The sequence below is a fragment of the Pelagicoccus sp. SDUM812003 genome (genome assembly GCF_031127815.1).
GTDB lineage: Bacteria > Verrucomicrobiota > Verrucomicrobiia > Opitutales > Opitutaceae > Pelagicoccus.
Genome location: NZ_JARXHY010000005.1, coordinates 25729 through 42816, shown reverse-complemented (window position 1 = coordinate 42816; position 17088 = coordinate 25729). Strand labels below are relative to the sequence as shown.

The window sequence follows — 17088 nt, the reverse complement described above, 5'->3', positions numbered from 1 at the left end:
GAGGTGGCTCTTGCGTCGGTCGCTTAGATTCCTGCGTAGTTGCTCGGCTTTTCCACCAGCAGGCTCCTGACGCGCTCGGCCAGAGCTTCCTTTTCCACGAGACCGGAGTGGCGGAACTGCACGCGACCGTCCTGATCGATCAGGATGATCGTGGGGATCGAATCGACGGGGCCGATCGCCTTGTCGACTGATTCAGTTACGCGGGCGATTCGGTAGTTTATGCCCGCAGCCTTGGCAAATGCCTCCAGATCCTTGTGGGCCTCGTCCACGGAGAGACCGATAATCTCCACTTTTGATTCTGGAAACTCTTCGCGAAGAGCGACCAGATCAGGGATCTCCTTTTTGCACCCGCCGCACCAGGTCGCCCAGTAGACCAGCACGCCGACCTTGCCTTTGAGAGACTCGCTGCCAACCACTTCGCCATCGGTATCGATCGCGGTCCAGTCCGCAAGCTTCGGCAGGCGAGAGACTTCCGACTTTGCGGCAGGGCTTCCCTCGTCTCCGACCGCGTCCTGGGCGATGTCAGTCACCACGCAGCTCGGGCAGCGGTCGGTGCCCATGCGAATGCCCAGCCAGCCTGCCAATATGACAATGAGGATGAGAGTAGACCAATGTCGCTTTAGAAATTCCATACGTTTCGTTTGGGTATGCCTGAGAAACGGCTCTGTTACGGAGGTGATTTCGCGTAATTACGCCTAAAGCGCTTCAATGCGCTAAAAGTCCCCTTGGTCCGTCTACTGCTCGGAGGGAGCGGAATCGATAGGACCGTAGAGAGGCATGACGTTTTCCCGCCTTATCCATCCGATATCGCCATTGGGGAGGGTAACCTTAAGCCAACCCAAGAAATCTCTGGTGGGACGCAGGATGGTTCCGGCGCTGATCGCGGAGCTGATCTGTTCGGCGTCGAGCTCGGATGGAATGGAATTGAGCGGCACGCTAGCGGTCACCAGCAGGGCATCCGTATCCGATAGGGAGCCGTACTCGGAGCTCGCCCATTTGCTGAAGTAGGCATTTGTGCCGGACAGGGCGAAGGCGAGAAACAGCAGGAAAGAGGACCGGCGAGACGGCGTGAGGTGAAGCGTCAGGATTGCCAGCGTCAGAAAGCCGCCGGCGAACCAGAGCGAACCGATCGCGAGGCGCTGCCAACCGGCCGGAGAGAGCATGCGGATGACCCGGTGGATGCCATCCTTTTCGAGAAGCGATTGCAGCACAGGATCGTACGCGTCGGTATGTCCGTGGGCGAGCTTCAGGTTCCACTCCAGTCGCGGTTCGTGAGGATTCAGGCAGAACGCTCCCACCCAATAGGCCCATGCCCTTCCCCAATCCTGTTGTTGGGCCGCAGCCAATCCCGCGTTGTAACGGTGCTCGAATACATAGGGTTCGGCGTTGATGCTGGAAACCCAAGCCTGTTCAGCCGTCGCGAAATCGCCGCTCTCATAGGCGTCAGCTCCCTGGTCCGCTCTCAGCTCCGTCGCTGGCGCCAGCAGCAGGCAAAGCGCGGCCGCGGCCCCCATCCAAGCCTGGCGAGTGAACAGTTGCCCGAGGCGATAGCGCGGGCATTTCGCGGCGTTGGCCAATCGCTTCGCCAAGGCAGCCCAATCGCTGCTGGAGGTTTTTTTCGCCCCGTACAGAAGCTGGTCCGAGAGCGTCCAAAGGGATTGAAATTCGCGGGCGAATTCGTCGTTCCCGGCTTGGAGAGCGGCAAGGCGCACTTCTTCTGCGGACGGTTCGGTGTTTTGCAGACCGAGGTAGCCAGCGAGGGCCTGTCGCCACGGCCGCTGCAGCTCGATCAGAGCGTCGCCACCTTTCGCGGTCGCCTCATCGGTCAGCTTCCTCCATCTTCGGAGCGCTTGGCGTCGTGGGCGTAGTGGATCGTCGACTACACTGCGGATCATGGCCAAAATGAACCAGACTCCGAGCGGGGCTAGTATTGCGGCCAAAGTGTAGGGAAGGAGTGACAAGTGAGCTCTCGGAGCGGGGAGCGTCGTTTTGCTCGCGAGCGGTTCCTGGGGCAGCTCGGGAGCGCGCTTAGCGGTGTTTTCGCCAGCCAGATTGAAGTCGTAGGTTTCGGCTCCGCTGGGTGGGGCGAAGGTGGATGCGGCGTCACCAGCTGGAGAGGGCGCGCTTGGTTGAGCGGGGCTGCCGGCCGCGGGCGAAACGGTGATGCGCTGGGACGGGATCTCGATGGTTTTATACTCTCCCTGCTTTGGGTCGAAATAGGAAAAGCTCAGCGGGCCGAAATTGAATACGCCTTCTTCGGTCGGGATGAGCACGATATCTTCGCTTTGACTGCCCTTGAAGAGGTCGCCTTGCTCGAACTCCGTTTTGATCTCCGGCTGAATGGCTCGAAACTTGTTGGAAACCGTTCGCTGAGGAACGCTGATGCCCTCCGGCCAGTTGCCTTCGCCACTCAGCTTCAGCGTCCAGGTGACTGGTTCGCCGACTTGTACTTGATCGGGCACTACGCGGGATTCCAGTTCGAAGTCTCCCACTGCGCCAGAGAAATTCGGCGGGGCGTTGTCAGGCAGCGGCAAGATCTCCAGGGAAAATGGCTCCGACTCGATAGCGAAGGAATCGTAGACTGGTTCCTGAAAGAGAAAATCGCGCCTTCGTCCGACCACGATTGTCGCTTCCTGCTTGGTGCCCGGCAATTCGAGGATGCCGCTTTCGGTAGCCATGGCTCGAGCTTTGTAGGCTTTCGCGGTGTAGCGCTGACCTTCGAGGTCCAGGCTGCCCGCCTGCACTTCCTTTAGGCCGTTCGTGACCAGGCCTTTGGTCTCCCACTCGGGGGGAGAAAGATCGACTAGCTGGTAGTCCTGTTTCGCTCCTGCGTAGTAGTCGAGCTCGAAAACTTCGCCTGCGTAGATCTCGCCATCGCGTAGTTGAAATCTGGATAGGAATACGTCTTCCGGTTTGGCTCCTGAAGATCCTACGGTGGCTTCCACGACGGTGTAGCGAGCTTGCGGGACCTGAACGTCGCCCTTGTCCGTATCGACGGTGAAGCTTGGGATTTCGATGCTGCCGCGGCGGTTTGGCACCGCTTGGTAGGAATAGATAACCTTTCGTGTGACCCTGCCGTTTACGATGTTGGTAGATGAGGAGGTGCCGCGAAAGGTGAGACTGAGCCCGTCCACATCGGGTGGCGCAAGCTCGCCAGCGGGCTCGCATCCGTCGAAGACCAAATCGAGCGAATTTCCCTTGCCCTCCTGGAAGGTCCCGCCGCTAGGGCTCCAGAATACGTTCTGCGCCCAAGTCGTGGATACGCAGATAGAAAGGATTACGGTGATGAAGCTGAGGAGCCGGCAAGTCGAACGCATGATTACCAATCCTTGGCGTTGGGTTGCTGTTGTTTCTTTTCGCCCGATTGGGCTTCCTGGAGGATCATAAAGAGTTTCCCTGGATCGTCTTGCTGGCGCAGCTGATCGAGCATTTGCATCACGGCAGCCTTGTCGGCGTCGACCTTCTGCTTTTCGCCTTGTTGACCGCCTAGTGTTTGCATTTCGTTTTGCGGTTGATCCATGTCGGCGGAGGCTTCGCCACCATCCGCGAAGTTCAGGTTCTGCGGATCGATCTGTTCGGAAAGATCGCCCATCTGCGCCCCATCTTGACGTTGCTCGGACGCGTCGCCGTCACTGCCTTGCTGTGGATCGGATTGAGCCTCCTGGCTTTTTTCGCCTGCTTGCTGTTCCTGGTCTGACTGCTGGTCGGCGTTTTGCGAAGATTGCTGTTGCTTGTCAGAGTTGGGCTGTTGCTGCTGATTTCCGTTTTGATCTTGGGACTGCTGTTGCTCTCCTTGTCCTTGCTGTCCTTCTTGGGACTGGCCGTCCTGGTTTTGCTGCTGCTGTTGGTTTTGGGCGTCCTGCTGCTGTTGAGATTGCTGCTCTGGCTTTACCAGCAAAGCTTCGAGTTCCTCGCGGAGCTTGTCCCAGTCCGTCTCCGCGGCATCGAGCTGGCGTCCCTCCTCGACAGCGTCGATTGCGTCGTGGATCGAGGAGTCGGGAATGGCCTCGCCGCTTTGCTTGGCTCTGCGTCCCAGCTCCCAAGTCGAAGCAGCGAAGATGGCATAGTCGCGAGCGTCGCGGTCGTCCTTGTTCGCGATTTCGGATACGATATCCTGATAGCTTTGTCCCTCTTCCTTGGCTTTGGGCGACTCCGTGGAGACTTGATCCTGAGCGGGCAGAAGCGAAACGAATGACACCAAAGCGATCGAAGTGAAAAGATGGATACGATTCATGCTGCAGCCTTTCCTTTGAGATTCCTCGCTCTTGGCATGGTGGGGAATTCGTAATAGATCGAGAGCAGGAGCAGGGCCAGGCCGGGAGCGAGAAAATAATGGTAGCGTTCGATCTCGCTTTCCTCGCGTTCACGCTCCTTGAGGCGGGCTTGTCCTTTCTTCACCGTATCTTCGACCAGTTGAGCGAGGTCGATCCACACGTTTGCCTCTCGATAGACTCCTCCGGTGATGCGGGCCAGCTCGACCAAGGTGGAACGTTCGAGCTTGCTGAGAACCACGGCGCCTTGCGGGTCCTTGTGGAATCCGCCGGAACCATCTGGGATGAAGCCGCCTTCCTGGGTGCCGAATCCGAGGCAGATCGCCTGCACGTTTTCTTCCCGCAGCTTTTCGGCTGCGGCCTGCCAATTCGACTCCAGGCTCTCGCCATCGCTGATCACGATGAGAAAGCGATCTGCTCTACCATCGGATTGCTCGAAGGATTCGAGAGCCGTCTCTAGCATTGCGGCGTAGTCGGTGCCACCTTGGGGGATGAAGTCAGGGTTCAAGTCCTTTAGAAAACTGCGCAGAATCTGGTAGTCAGGGCTCATCGGACTTTGCAGGAAGGAGGTGCCGGCGAAAACCAGCAGTCCAACGCTTTCGCCATTGAGCGTATCGAGCATGCTGGATACAACAAGTTTGGCTCGTTCCAAGCGGTTCGGCTTCAGATCCTCGGCGAGCATGCTTTTTGAGAGATCCATGGCGATGATGACTTCGCGGCTTCGCTCGAAGGTGGTTCGTTTTTCGCTGCCCCAGCGTGGTTGAGCCATGGATACGACGAGGAGCGAAAGGGCGAGACAGAGCAGGACCTTGCGCGGACGGCTGTGTCGACGTTTGCTCAGTTGCAGTCCCCCGAAGGCGGTATTCGCGTAAAGCGCTTTCCCGTGTTTGGATTTCGAGGCGGAGCGGCTGTGACGAAAGAGGTCCCACAGCAAAACCAGGGGTGGCAGCGCGAGCCCCCAGAGCCAATGTTCGCTGCCCCAACTCATGCTAGGGCCTCCTTCGACTCGCGAACGCTCGTCGCCACTGAAAGTACCGCGCATGCTCCTGAAAACATCAGCACGAATGGGAAGAGCTCCGTCACGACGGAATACTGCTGCACCTCGAACTCGATCTTGCTGGATTCGTCGATCTTGCTGAAGGCGCTCTCGATGGTATCCGAATCTTCGGCACGGAAGAACTCGCCATTTGTCTCACCGGCGATTTTTTGCAGGGTTTCGATATCGACACGCATCAGCTGGCGGGTGGTTCCGATGCGTTCTCCTGCCTGGTTGCGACGCGGGAAGGGCACGTATCCATTTCTTCCAGCGGCTATGGTGTAGACGCGAATGTTGGCATCTTTGGCCAGCTTCGCTCCCTCCATCGGCTCCATCATACCGGCGGTGTTCTCGCCGTCGGTTAGCAAGACGATGAAAGCGCCTTCGCGCTCGCCCGCTCGCTCCTTTGCTCCTTCAAGCAAGCGGGAGGAGGCCACGGCGATGGCGTCGCCGATGGCGGTGCCATCCTCGATCAAGCCGATCTGTAAACGCTCGGTTTGCTTTCCCAGCCACTCGTGATTGAAGGTCAAGGGGGCGACGGTGTAGGCCCGTCCTGCGAAAGCGATGATGCCGATGCGATCGTTTTCCCGCTTGTTGATGAAGGCGCTGAGCACTGGTTTGACCGCTTGCAGCCGGTTGACCCTCTGGCGGTCCACCACGTAGTCCTCAGCCTCCATGGAACCGGATAGGTCGATGGCCAGAATGATGTCGTAGCCAAGGCTCTTGGAGTGCTTTTCCGTAGCCACGCTTTGGGGACGGGCCAGAGCGACGATGATTCCCAGGGCAGTGAGGAAGGCGAAAAGCGTGGGAAGTTTGGAACTGCCGACGAAGGTCTGTCGTTTCCAGGAACCGGCGAAAGGAAGGATGAGAGCGGCCACGGAACGTCGACCTCTGAGCCAAGCCACCAAGGGCAGCAGCAGCAGGGCCAGAAACCAATAGGGAGACTCGAATCTGAGCGTATTCAAAATCTCGATCATAGCCTAGCGAACCGTTTCATGCGTTGGTGAAAGAATTCGGTGACGGCCTCGATGGCGTCGTGTCCAGCGACGAGGGTGAGGCGATCGCTCTTTTGCGGGAAGAGCGCTTGAAATCCCTGATCGCGGGCTTCCTTCCAATCGGCATGCGCCGCTCTTTGGGAGGCGGAGCCGCCATTTAGGGTGAACAGCTCGCCGCTGACCGGATCGTAGACTGGCTGACGGCCCGTTTTCGGAAGCTGCATTTCCCATGGATCCGAGATGCGGAAGCCCACCGGTTGATAGCGTCGCCGCAGAACCGGCCAGGCCTCCGGAGCGGGACGGGCGGGAAAGTCTCCTAGCCAAATGAAAATGCTGTGACGCGGGGCGGCTTTGGTAAGGTAGCGCCAGGGTATCTGGGCCTGCTGCTCGCCGAGGGCTGGCGGGGCGGGATGTCCCATGAGGTTTGCCGCTGTATTCATGATGCGCCCACGACCGGTGGCGGACTTGCTCAGCGTATAGCCTTGTGGCGTGGCATGCAGCAGGGAAATGCGGTCGCCGTTGACGGCGCTGAGCAGCATCAGCAAGCTCGCAAGCTCCAGCAGGGCGTCGCGTTTGCTCGTTTCTCCGGAGCCGAACTGGAGGGACGGGGTATCCTCGAAAAGCAGGAAAAGGGTGATCTCGCGCTCCTCGACGAACTTTTTCCTATAGGCTTCGCCAAGGCGGGCGGTGACGTTCCAGTCGATGTCGCGCACGTCGTCGCCGAACTCGTATTTCACCACCTGGTCGAATTCCATGCCCTTGCCGCGGAAGCTCGATTTGTACTCGCCTCCGAGGGCGCTCTGCACCACCAGTCGAGCCCGCCATTCGAGTCGCCGAAGCAATGCGACGGTCGCCGAAAGGTTGGAAAGGTGGTTGGAGTTGTCCGATGAAGGTGACATGGGAAACGGTAGCCTGAAGGCGAACGATGGCGGCCTCGCGGCGAAGCTGGACGCTCGATCGCCGGAAGACCGCTCTAGCGGTGGGCGACGCGGCCTGATGGCATGGGTGTGGAGTCTAATATGCGTTTCAGCACTTCGTCTGCGGAAATCTCTTCAGCTTCCGCTTCGTAGCTGAGACCGACGCGATGTCGCATCGCGTCGAGGAAAATGTCCTTCACGATGCTGGGAGAAACGTGATCCATGCCGCGCAGCCAAGCGAGGGCTCGACTGGCTTGATAGAGGCTGATGGAAGCGCGAGGCGAGGCGCCGTAGGAAAGCAGGCGATCCTCGGGTCGGCCCGACTGAGCCATCTCTCGGGTGGCGCGGACCAGTTCCAGAATGTAGACCTGTATCTCCTCGGCCACGTGAACTGCGTCCACCTCGCTGCGCAGCTGCAGCAGCTCCTCGCCAGAGGCCACGGGTCGTAGCTCCGGCTTTTCGGTGACTTGTCCCCAGCGTCGCATCATTTCGAATTCGTCTTCGTGGCTCGGATAGTCGACCAGCAGCTTGAAGAGAAAGCGGTCCCGTTGCGCTTCGGGCAGCGGGTAGGTGCCTTCCTGCTCCACCGGGTTCTGCGTCGCCATGACGAAAAAGGGCTTGGGAAGCTTGTGCGAGGTGGGGCCGAGAGTGACCTGCTTCTCCTGCATGGCTTCCAGCAAGGCGCTTTGCACCTTGGCCGGGGCGCGGTTGATTTCGTCCGCAAGCACCAGATTGGCGAAGATCGGACCCTTGTGCGGTTCGAACTGTCCCGACTGAGCCTGGTAGACCATGGTGCCGATGACGTCGCTGGGCAGAAGGTCAGGGGTGAACTGCACGCGTTCGAATTCGAGTCCGAGGGCGGTGCCGAGGCTCTTGATCAAGAGGGTCTTGGCCAGACCCGGCATTCCTTCAAGAAGCACGTGACCGTCCGCCAGAAGGGCGACCAGCATGCGTTCCACGATCTCCTCCTGTCCGAGGATGGCTTTTCCGACTTCGTTTCTGACGCGTTCAGACCAGCTGCTCATAAATGGTTGTTATCGTTGTGGGATTTGGCAAACGGAGCCAGGCAAACGCTGGCGGGAAAGGCTGCAGGACACCGTCGAATGACCGGCGAATCAAGACTATGTTTCCACTGCTCCGCCTGAAAGCGTTGGCTGACAGCAGAAAGGGCGCCCGCGTTTGACTATTCGATAAAAGTACTACAAGTGTAGGACATGAAGAGTTCCGAAAAATACAAGCGGTGCATGGCGGAGGCCCGCATCGATATCTCGCCTCTGATCGACATGGTTTTCATCCTGTTGGTCTTTTTCGTGGTGACCACCATCTTCGTGGAGGAGACTGGATTGGAAGCGGCCACCGCAAGCTCCGGGGAGGTCGATGCCAGGCCTGAGGCCCTGGAGCTAGTCATCGACTCGCGACGCATGGTGACGGTCAATGGGTAGGCGACGGATCTTGCTCAACTGACTCTGGCGATCGAGAAGGCGGCAGCTCGCGGGGTGTCCTCGACGCGGCTGAAGGTGAGCGATGCGGTGCCGATGAGCCTAACGGTCGCGGTGCTCGATGCCTGCCAGGGTTCCGGGCTCGGCGTGGTCGCCATGGCTTCTTTGCCAGACAGCGTCGGTTCGCAGCGCTGACGGCTGCTTCGGGAGCCGGCTAGTTGAAGCTGTTCCAGTCCTGCGGCGAGGTGGAGACGCTTTTTCCCTTTCGTGAGATGGAATCGAAATCGCCACGAGCCGATGCACGAAAGGGCTGGGGGACTGGCTGGCTCGCGATCGCCTTCGCGCCGTCCACGATGGCGGTGAGGTCGTCGACGAGTGAAAGCAGGTGCTGCGCTTCGGCGCCAAGCTCCTGGGCTGCGGCAGCGGATTCCTCCGCGTTGGCCGCGTTCTCTTGCGTGATTCGGTCGAGGCTGCTTATCGATGTATCGATATCGCGAATACCATCGGCTTGGCTTTGAGAGGCGTCCTTGATCTCCGAGAGCAATTCCTTCAGCTCGTTGCTCTTTTCCGTAGCCAGATTGAAGGAGCTGGAGGTGTGGGAGACGAGCGCCGCGCCTTCGTTGATCTTGGCCACGGTATCGTCGATACGCACTCCGGTGTCGTGGGCGGCTTTTGCGGCGCGTTGGGCGAGGCTGCGGACCTCGTCAGCCACCACTGCGAAACCAGCTCCAGCCTCGCCGGCCCGGGCTGCTTCGACTGCGGCGTTCAGGGCTAGGATGTTGGTCTGGAAGGCGATTTCGTCGATGGTTTTCACGATGTTGGAGGTCTCCTGGCTGGACTGCGTGATATCCTTCATGGAAGCGGTGAGCCGCTGCATGGAGCGCTCCGCTTCGACGAGGATTTGGTTGCTCGTAGTCATCAGCTCGTTGGCTCGCACGCTGTTGTCGGCGTTGCATTGAGTGGAATCGCGCATCCGCTCGATCGCGGCGGTTGTCATGTTCAAGGAGCTCGCTTGCTCGGTCGACTTTTCCGCGAGGTGTGTCGAATTGTTGGATACGAGTCCAGTGGCTCCGTTGATCTGGCGCGAGCCCTTTTCGATCAAATGTATGGTGCGGTCGATTGGCGTCGATATGCTGCGAGCGAGGTAGTGGAAGGCGATGGTGGAGAGGATGGCGAGGATGCCGATCGCTCCATAGAGGAAGAGGAACAGCGAACGGAGCTGCGCGTAGACATCGTCCACGTAGATGCCCGAGCCGATGACCCAACCCCAAGTCGGTTCGAGGGTGACGAAGGAGATCTTGGGCTCAGGCTTTTCCTTGCCTGGCTTGGGCCAGTCGTAGTCCACGAATCCGCTGCCGTTTTTTTGCACCGTCTTGACCATTTCCACGAAAAGCCGCTTGCCATTGGGGTCTGCGAGCTCGCTGAGGTCCTGCCCGTTGAGCTGAGGCTTCATCGGGTGCATGATCATGTTCGGATGCAGGTCGTTCACCCAGAAATAGTTGCTGTTGTCGTAGCGGAGGGTGGCCAGCATCGCCTTGGCGGCTTCCTGGGCGGCCTCTTTTCCCATGCGGCCGCTTTGGCTTTCGTTGACGTAGAAGTCGATGATACCCGCGGCGCTTTCCACCAGGTTTTGGGTTTTGGCCTTTTTCTCTCCGAAGAACTGGGTTTTCAGTTTCGGATACAATGCGGCGGAAACCAGCGAGAATGCCAGGATGACGGCAGTGCCCAGAAAAGTGATACGCAGATTGAGGCTTAGTCGATTGAGCATGGGGTGTCGTGGGCGATTGTTCGTGGGCGGAAGGAGATCGAAAGCCCTCCGACTCGATATTCGACGACTCTCAGAGATTCTTGATGCGGGGTGAGGCGTTTGACGAAAAATTGTATTTGAACGCGCGCATGGCCCGGCTTCGGCCTGGGGCTTGAGGGCTGGGAGTAGCCTTCGGTTTTTGCTTGAGGAGGGTCCAGCTTGTACCCTTGGTGAGGTCATGGCGAAGAATCTTTGGCTGATTAAGAGTGAACCGGATGTGTTCTCCTTCGACGACCTGAAGGCCTGTCCGAAACAGACCGAGCACTGGGATGGGATTCGGAACTATCAGGCCCGAAACTTCATGCGTGACAGCATGAAGAAGGGGGACATCGCGTTGTTCTACCACTCCAACGCCGGTCCGCAAAGCGGAGCTGTCGGCTTGGCGGAGGTCGTCAGCGAGTCAGCCTATCCGGACCACACGCAGTTCGACCCGAAGTCGGACTATTACGATGCGAAGTCCAAGCCAGAGGAGCCACGCTGGCTGATGGTGGACTTCAAGTATGCGCTGCCCTTCAAGCGTCTGGTCTCGCTCAAGGAGATGAAGGAAACGCCCGAGCTCGAGGAAATGCTGGTGGTGAAGCGTGGGCAAAGACTCTCGATCCAGCCGGTCGAGCTTCAGCATTTCAAGGCGGTCTGCAAAATGGGCGGGCTTCTCGTCAAGGATCTGAAAACGCTAGGCGTGTAGCGTCTTCAGCTTTGAGCGGATACCTCGCAGCATATCGTCGGGAGAGAGGCCGTGGCGGCTTCGGAGCTCCGCCACGCTGTCGCCGTGACTGACGAACTCATCCGGCCAGCCGATGCGGTGCAAGGGCGTAGCGAGACCGTTGTCGACCAGGGTCTCCGCCACCAGGCTGCCGAAACCGCCGGAAAGCACGCCATCCTCCATGGTCACAAGCAGCGTGGCCGTGTCGGCCTGTTCTAGCAAGAGGCTCCGATCGAGCGGTTTGATGAAGCGGGCGTTGACCACGCCGACCTTGACGCCATCTTCCGCTTCCAGCGTCTGCGCGAGCTGCAAAGCGTCCTGAACCATCGGTCCCAAGGCCCAGATAACCAATTCGCTGCCGTTTTTCACGACTTCCGCTTTGCCGATCGGCAAGGCCTGCGGATCGGTCTTCATTTCAACCCCGACGCCCGAGCCGCGCGGGTAGCGGATGAACGCCGGCAGGTTTTGGCTGAACGCGGTTTGCATCATGTCGACCAGCTCGTCCTCATTGCTGGGCTGCATGAAGATGAGGTTGGGCACCATGCGCAGGTAGGCGATGTCGAAAAGGCCGTGGTGCGTCGGGCCGTCGTTTGGCGACAAGCCGGCTCGGTCCATGCAGAAGACCACCGGGAGCTTCTGCAAGCAGACGTCGTGTATGATCTGGTCGAAGGCCCGTTGTAGAAAGGTGCTGTAGATGCCGCAGACTGGCCGCAGACCGCGTGTGGCCATGCCCGCGGCGAATAGGACGGCATGCTCCTCCGCGATGCCCACGTCGTAGAACTGCTCAGGAACTTCGTCGCTCAAGTGGATCAGGCCGGTGCCGGAAGGCATGGCCCCGGTGATGCCGACGATCTTGGGATTGGCTTTGGCGAAGCGAACCATGGCTTTGCCGAAGACGTCCTGATAGGCGGGTGGCGGGGTTTTCGTCTTCTTTGAAGGAAGCCCGGAAGGGATGGCGAATGGGCTTGTGCCGTGAAAACGCTCCGGATGGTCGATGGCGGGCTTGTAGCCCTTGCCCTTCTTGGTGACCACGTGCACGATGACCGGCTCGTCGGATTCCTTGGCGAACTCCAGGTAGCGCCTCACCAGCGGAAGGTCGTGGCCGTCGATCGGCCCCAGGTAGCGCACGCCGTATTTTTCGAAAAGCGAGGAGGGCAGCACCATGCTCTTCCAGCCCTTTTCCGCGGTCTTGCCCAGCTTCACCAGCTGGTCGCCGCCCGGCACGCTCTTCAGCAGAGTGCCCACGTCGTGATGCAAGCGGTTGTAGATCGGGTTGGTGATGAGCTCATTGAGGTACTTCGATATGGCGCCGACGTTTTTGGCGATGGACCACTCGTTGTCGTTGAGCACGATGATCAGGCGCTGGGTGGAGGCGGCCACGTTGTTGAGCGCCTCCATGGTGATGCCGCAGGTGAAGGAAGCGTCGCCGCAGACCGCCACCACATGATCCTTGGACTTGAGGACGTCGCGGGCCGTCGCCATGCCGAGAGCTGCGGAAAGCGCCGTGCCGGCGTGACCCGCCCCGAACGCGTCATGCTCGCTCTCGTCGCGAGCGAGAAATCCGCTCAGACCCTTGGAGGAGCGGATGCCTTCGAAGTCGGGACCGTTGCGACCAGTGAGCAGCTTGTGCACGTAGCCCTGGTGGGAGGTGTCGAAGACGAACTGATCCGCGGGAGTGTCGAACACCAGGTGCAGGGCGATGCTCAGCTCCACCACGCCGAGATTCGGCCCCAGATGGCCACCGTTGACCGAGGTGACGTTTATCAAGCGCTGTCGGATTTCTTCGGCCAACGATTCGAGCTGGACGCTGCTTAGCTTTCTTAGGTCGGAAGCCCCTTTGATCTGGCTGAGGAGAGGATAGGCGCTGCCGGCGGGCGAGGAGGATTTCTGTGACTGGTCTTTCAAGGCGTAAAATGAGAGGCGCGTAGCTGAGGGCAAAGCCTCGCTCTTGTCCATCGTTTTGAGTCTATAAACGGCTACTGATCGGGATCGAAATCCTCGAAGACCGGGTTTTCCGCGTTTTTCGAGCGCAGGATTTCTATCTTCTTTTCCGCTTCCTTGAGCTTGAGATCGCATTCGGCGAGCAGCTTCGAACCGGATTCGTAGTGGGTGATCAGCTTTTCCAGCGGCAGTTTTCCTTCCTCCATCTCCTGCACGATGGCTTCCAGCTTTTCCAGTCCCTCTTCGAAACTGGCGATCGTTTCCTTTTTCTTGGCGCTCACGAAGGGTGCACTATGCGAGGCTCGGCTTGGAGTTCAAGGCACGAAATCGGCGCGCGACGCAGACCGGGGCACTCAGGTGGACCGAGCTTCAGCATCGCCCCGATCCACCCTCAGGGAACTCCGCGCTGGACAGGCCCTCGGATCTTAGAGATGGCTTGGGGATATGACACCCCTTGAAGTGGTCTTTCTAGTCGCCCTCCTAGCGAAACTCGGGGCGGAACTGGTCCTCGAAGCCCTGAACCGCGCCCACGTGGCGAAGCGTTCCAGCAAGCTGCCTGCCGAGCTGGAGGGCGTGATGAGCGAGGAAAATTTCAACAAGTCCAACCGCTACACCCTCGCGAAAAGCCGTTTCGGATCCTGGGAGCTTCTTTTCGACGCCCTGGTGGTGGCGGCGATCGTGCTTTCCGGCGTGCTGCCTGCGGCCTTCGAGACGTGGTCGGCGACCTTTGGAAACGCGGCCTGGAGCTCGGCCCTTTTTCTGGTAGTGGCGATGGTGGTCGCTGGGCTACCCAGTCTTCCATTCGACTACTGGTCTCAGTTCAAGATCGAGGCGCGGTTTGGCTTCAATCGCAGCAGCGTGGGGCTTTGGCTCGCTGACAAGCTGAAGGGGACCTTGGTGGGTCTGATCATAGGATTTCCGCTACTATGGGTGCTCATCAGCCTTGTGGACTGGATCGGTCCGCTCTGGTGGGCGGTCGGCTTCGGCGTGATGTTCGTCTTCCAACTCGTCATGATGGTGCTCTATCCCATGCTCATCATCCCTCTCTTCAACAAGCTGACGCCCCTGGAGGACGGGCCGCTGAAAACGCGGTTGATGGCCATGTCGGACAAGGCTGGCTTCAAGTGCAACGCCATCCAGGTCATCGATGGCAGCAAGCGTTCGGCCCACTCAAACGCCTACTTCACAGGCTTCGGAAAATTCCGCCGTATCGTGCTTTACGATACGTTGATCGAACAGCTCGGGGAGGAGGAGATCGAAGCTGTGCTGGCTCACGAAATCGGACATTACAAAAAGGGGCATATCCCGAAAATGCTGATCACCTCGGGGCTGATGATGCTCGCCGGGTTCTGGATCGTCGGCTACCTCGCTCGCAGCGAACGGTTCTTCTCCGATTTCGGATTCGATCCGCAAAGCGCCGACATCGGCATCGCCTTCCTCCTCTTCGGGCTTATCGGCGGACTGTTCACGTTTTGGCTGACCCCGATCTTCAATGTCATGTCTCGAAAACATGAATACGAGGCCGACGCCTTCGCTCGCGACATCGTGGGGTCCTGGAAACCTCTCAGCCGGGCCTTGCGCCAGTTGAGCGAAAAGAACCTGAGCAATCTGCAGCCACACCCTGCGTACAGCGGTTTCCACTACAGCCATCCGACCTTGTTGGAGCGCGAGCATTCGATGAGAGGGGACTGAGCGAACGAGATCCTGGCGCGTGGGCGATGAAACGGTTCCGTAGGCTGACTTGGCTTTTCTGCCTCTCTCTCGTCGCTGTTCTGCGCCCGGAGGAGCTGCCTGAACCGCCCCCAAAGGAGGGATTGCGGGTGGCGACCTACAATCTCCGCAACTACCTTAGCATGGATCGTCTGGTGGAGGGCCGATATCGGCTCGATTATCCGAAACGGGAGATTGAAAAGGCGGTGGTGCGGGAGACGATCCTGGCGCTGGAAGCCGATGTGCTCGCGGTGCAGGAAGTCGGATCCCAAGACTTTCTACGAGAGCTGCGCGAGGATTTGGCTCGTGACGGGTTGGTCTATCACGGAATGGCCCTTGTTCGGGGCGAAGACCAATCCCGCATGGTGGGAGCTCTTTGGCGCGAGGACCGAGGCTTTTCGGTGGAGTCGCTGGAGCATGTCGATCTCGATTTCACGATTTTCGGCGAAGCGAGCCGAGTGAAGCGGGGCATGCTCGAACTGCGCGTGCGGATAGCGTCGACCGATCAGGAGTTGGCTTTGTTCGCTCTGCATTTGAAAAGCAAATACACCGACGACGAGCGCGACCCGCAGTCCTCGCTCAGACGAGCGGGCGAGGCGCAAGCGGCTCGAGATCGGATATTGCGTCGATGCTCTGAACCGTCGCGAAACATGTTTGTCATCGCGGGGGATCTGAATGATGGTCCTCACTCCTCCGCAGTGAGGCGCTTTCTCAGCAAGGGCGAGGTGCAGATCAGTCGCTTGCAGGATCATAGCGACCACCAGAAGCAGATTTGGACTCACTTCTACGAGAAGGGGGCGGAGTATTCGCGAATCGACTACCTCCTCGTTTCTCCGGGGTTAGAGGCGGTCGCCGTCTTGAACGGAGGCGTGTACTGGCATGAGGACTTCTTCCGCGGCAGCGACCATCGCCCGGTCTGGATGGACATCCGTTTTCCGAAGTAGGGCCTCAGGCCTTGGTCGAGAGGTAGAGCTTGATCACGTTTCGCAGCGACGGAAAAGCCCACTGCTCCTCAGGAACTTCCTTCGGATCCACGAAATGGATACCGGATACTTCGCTCTTCTCCGCTTCCATCCGATCGAAGGAATCGACAGAAGCGAGAAAGTAGGTATCGGTGACCGGATAGATCACGGATTTGTAGTGATAGGGGTTGGGAAAGGAGGCGAAGAAGCGCACGTTTTCCAAGTCCAGATTGGTTTCCTCCTTCGCCTCGCGAACCACCACGTGCTCGAGGCGCTCGCCGAAATCGGTGAAGCCGCCCGGAATGCCAAACTTTCCCTTAGACGGCTCACGGGCCCGCTCGACGACCAGAAGCCGTCCCTGACCGTCGAAGATCAGAGCTCCAGCGGAGCAGGACGGGTTGAAGTAGAGCGTGAAGTCGCAGGCGGCGCATTCCACCTTGTTTTCCTGCTGGGCCGAAATGGAAATCTGGTCGGTACCGCAACTCGGGCAGTACTGGAAGTGTTCTGGGATGATACGATCGCTCACGTAGGTGACCATTTCAGGCGCCAGCGCTTGCGCAAGCCGGATTTTAAGCACCGTCCGATCGACTCGGCTCCATGATTGCAGCGCTGCGCGAGGCCGTCGTTCTGGGGTTGAAGCGTTAGTTTCGAGCTGCGAAAACCTCCGGTCAGGCAGCTGGCGTCTCAAACCGAAAAAAGCGTGGAATTATCATTGATTTCCGGAAACGACATCGTAACGTGCCGCTTTCTGACAGCCTCGTGGTGTAATGGTAGCACTATGGATTCTGGTTCCATCTGTCGGGGTTCGAGTCCCTGCGAGGCTGCCACTTCTGGAGAACGTGAGGAACGTTCGCGCAGCGAAGGAGTGGCGAACGGCGGTCCTTGACTTAGAGCAGGGACGAGAAGACCCGAAGGGGTTCGTACCGAGGAGCGCAGCGACGACAGAGCCGCAGGCGCCCATCCCTGCGAGGCTGCCACTTCTGGAGAACGTGTGGAACGTTCGCGCAGCGAAGGAGTGGCGAACGGCGGTCCTTGACCTAGGAGCAGGGGCGAGAAGACCTGAAGGGGTTCGTACCGAGGAGCGCAGCGACGACAAAGCCACAGGCGCCCATCCCTGCGAGGCTGCCACTTCTGGAGAATGTGTGGAACGTTCGCGCAGCGAAGGAGTGGCGAACGGCGGTCCTTGACTTAGAGCAGGGACGAGAAGACCCGAAGGGGTTCGTTCCGAAGAGCGCAGCGACGACAAAGCCGCAGGCGCCCATCCCTGCGAGGCTGCCACTTCTGGAGAACGTGTGGAACGTTCGCGT

The 17088-nt window shown here is 59.1% G+C and carries 15 protein-coding genes and 1 tRNA gene; 5 read left to right on the top strand and 11 right to left on the bottom strand.

Annotation, left to right across the window (positions count from 1 at the left end):
• Positions 1-23 precede the first annotated feature (23 nt).
• The 7 genes from QEH54_RS08640 to QEH54_RS08610 all read right to left on the bottom strand — a co-directional run bounded on the left by QEH54_RS08640 (position 24) and on the right by QEH54_RS08610 (position 8244).
• Positions 24-632, bottom strand: a complete 609-nt coding sequence (locus QEH54_RS08640; protein WP_309018259.1) for a TlpA disulfide reductase family protein — start codon at positions 630-632, stop codon at positions 24-26.
• A gap of 102 nt (positions 633-734) precedes the next feature.
• Complete coding sequence (locus tag QEH54_RS08635; RefSeq protein WP_309018258.1) at positions 735-3317, bottom strand: BatD family protein; 2583 nt, start codon at positions 3315-3317, stop codon at positions 735-737.
• Positions 3318-3319: 2 nt separating this feature from the next.
• On the bottom strand, positions 3320-4234 hold the full coding sequence (locus QEH54_RS08630) for a hypothetical protein (RefSeq protein ID WP_309018257.1): 915 nt from the start codon (positions 4232-4234) through the stop codon (positions 3320-3322).
• Positions 4231-5259: a VWA domain-containing protein gene (locus QEH54_RS08625; protein ID WP_309018256.1), complete on the bottom strand. Its 1029-nt coding sequence runs from the start codon at positions 5257-5259 to the stop codon at positions 4231-4233. Before QEH54_RS08625 ends, QEH54_RS08630 begins: the two co-directional genes overlap by 4 nt.
• The gene (locus tag QEH54_RS08620) at positions 5256-6272 is read right to left on the bottom strand and encodes a VWA domain-containing protein (RefSeq protein WP_309018255.1); all 1017 of its coding nucleotides are present in this window, start codon (positions 6270-6272) and stop codon (positions 5256-5258) included. The genes QEH54_RS08625 and QEH54_RS08620 overlap by 4 nt, the downstream gene beginning before the upstream one ends.
• 8 nt (positions 6273-6280) lie before the next feature.
• Positions 6281-7201 (bottom strand): DUF58 domain-containing protein, encoded by a 921-nt coding sequence (locus QEH54_RS08615; protein ID WP_309018254.1) that lies wholly within the window; start codon positions 7199-7201, stop codon positions 6281-6283.
• A 74-nt stretch (positions 7202-7275) separates the two neighbouring features.
• A complete protein-coding gene (locus QEH54_RS08610; RefSeq protein WP_309018253.1) occupies positions 7276-8244 on the bottom strand; it encodes a MoxR family ATPase in 969 nt (322 codons plus the stop codon).
• Positions 8245-8433: 189 nt separating this feature from the next.
• On the opposite strand from QEH54_RS08610, the gene QEH54_RS08605 reads away from it, so the two are divergent.
• The gene (locus QEH54_RS08605; protein WP_309018252.1) at positions 8434-8661 is read left to right on the top strand and encodes a biopolymer transporter ExbD; all 228 of its coding nucleotides are present in this window, start codon (positions 8434-8436) and stop codon (positions 8659-8661) included.
• Positions 8662-8872: 211 nt separating this feature from the next.
• Here QEH54_RS08605 and QEH54_RS08600 read toward each other — a convergent pair whose 3' ends face one another.
• Entirely contained in the window at positions 8873-10426 is a 1554-nt protein-coding gene (locus QEH54_RS08600) for a cache domain-containing protein (RefSeq protein ID WP_309018251.1), read from the bottom strand.
• A 217-nt stretch (positions 10427-10643) separates the two neighbouring features.
• Between QEH54_RS08600 and QEH54_RS08595 the strand changes: the two genes are divergently transcribed.
• Complete coding sequence (locus QEH54_RS08595; RefSeq protein WP_309018250.1) at positions 10644-11150, top strand: EVE domain-containing protein; 507 nt, start codon at positions 10644-10646, stop codon at positions 11148-11150.
• On the opposite strand, the gene dxs is transcribed toward QEH54_RS08595, so the two are convergent.
• The gene (gene dxs, locus QEH54_RS08590; protein ID WP_309018249.1) at positions 11139-13073 is read right to left on the bottom strand and encodes a 1-deoxy-D-xylulose-5-phosphate synthase; all 1935 of its coding nucleotides are present in this window, start codon (positions 13071-13073) and stop codon (positions 11139-11141) included. The two genes, QEH54_RS08595 and dxs, sit on opposite strands and share 12 nt — an antisense overlap.
• 71 nt (positions 13074-13144) lie before the next feature.
• The gene (gene xseB / locus QEH54_RS08585) at positions 13145-13390 is read right to left on the bottom strand and encodes an exodeoxyribonuclease VII small subunit (RefSeq protein WP_309018248.1); all 246 of its coding nucleotides are present in this window, start codon (positions 13388-13390) and stop codon (positions 13145-13147) included.
• Positions 13391-13553: 163 nt separating this feature from the next.
• On the opposite strand from xseB, the gene QEH54_RS08580 reads away from it, so the two are divergent.
• Complete coding sequence (locus QEH54_RS08580) at positions 13554-14801, top strand: M48 family metallopeptidase (protein WP_309018247.1); 1248 nt, start codon at positions 13554-13556, stop codon at positions 14799-14801.
• A gap of 26 nt (positions 14802-14827) precedes the next feature.
• Complete coding sequence (locus QEH54_RS08575; RefSeq protein ID WP_309018246.1) at positions 14828-15763, top strand: endonuclease/exonuclease/phosphatase family protein; 936 nt, start codon at positions 14828-14830, stop codon at positions 15761-15763.
• 4 nt (positions 15764-15767) lie between these two features.
• On the opposite strand, the gene QEH54_RS08570 is transcribed toward QEH54_RS08575, so the two are convergent.
• On the bottom strand, positions 15768-16319 hold the full coding sequence (locus QEH54_RS08570) for an NUDIX domain-containing protein (protein ID WP_309018245.1): 552 nt from the start codon (positions 16317-16319) through the stop codon (positions 15768-15770).
• 215 nt (positions 16320-16534) lie between these two features.
• Here QEH54_RS08570 and QEH54_RS08565 point away from each other — a divergent pair.
• Positions 16535-16608 (top strand) — tRNA-Gln (locus QEH54_RS08565).
• Positions 16609-17088: the final 480 nt, after the last annotated feature.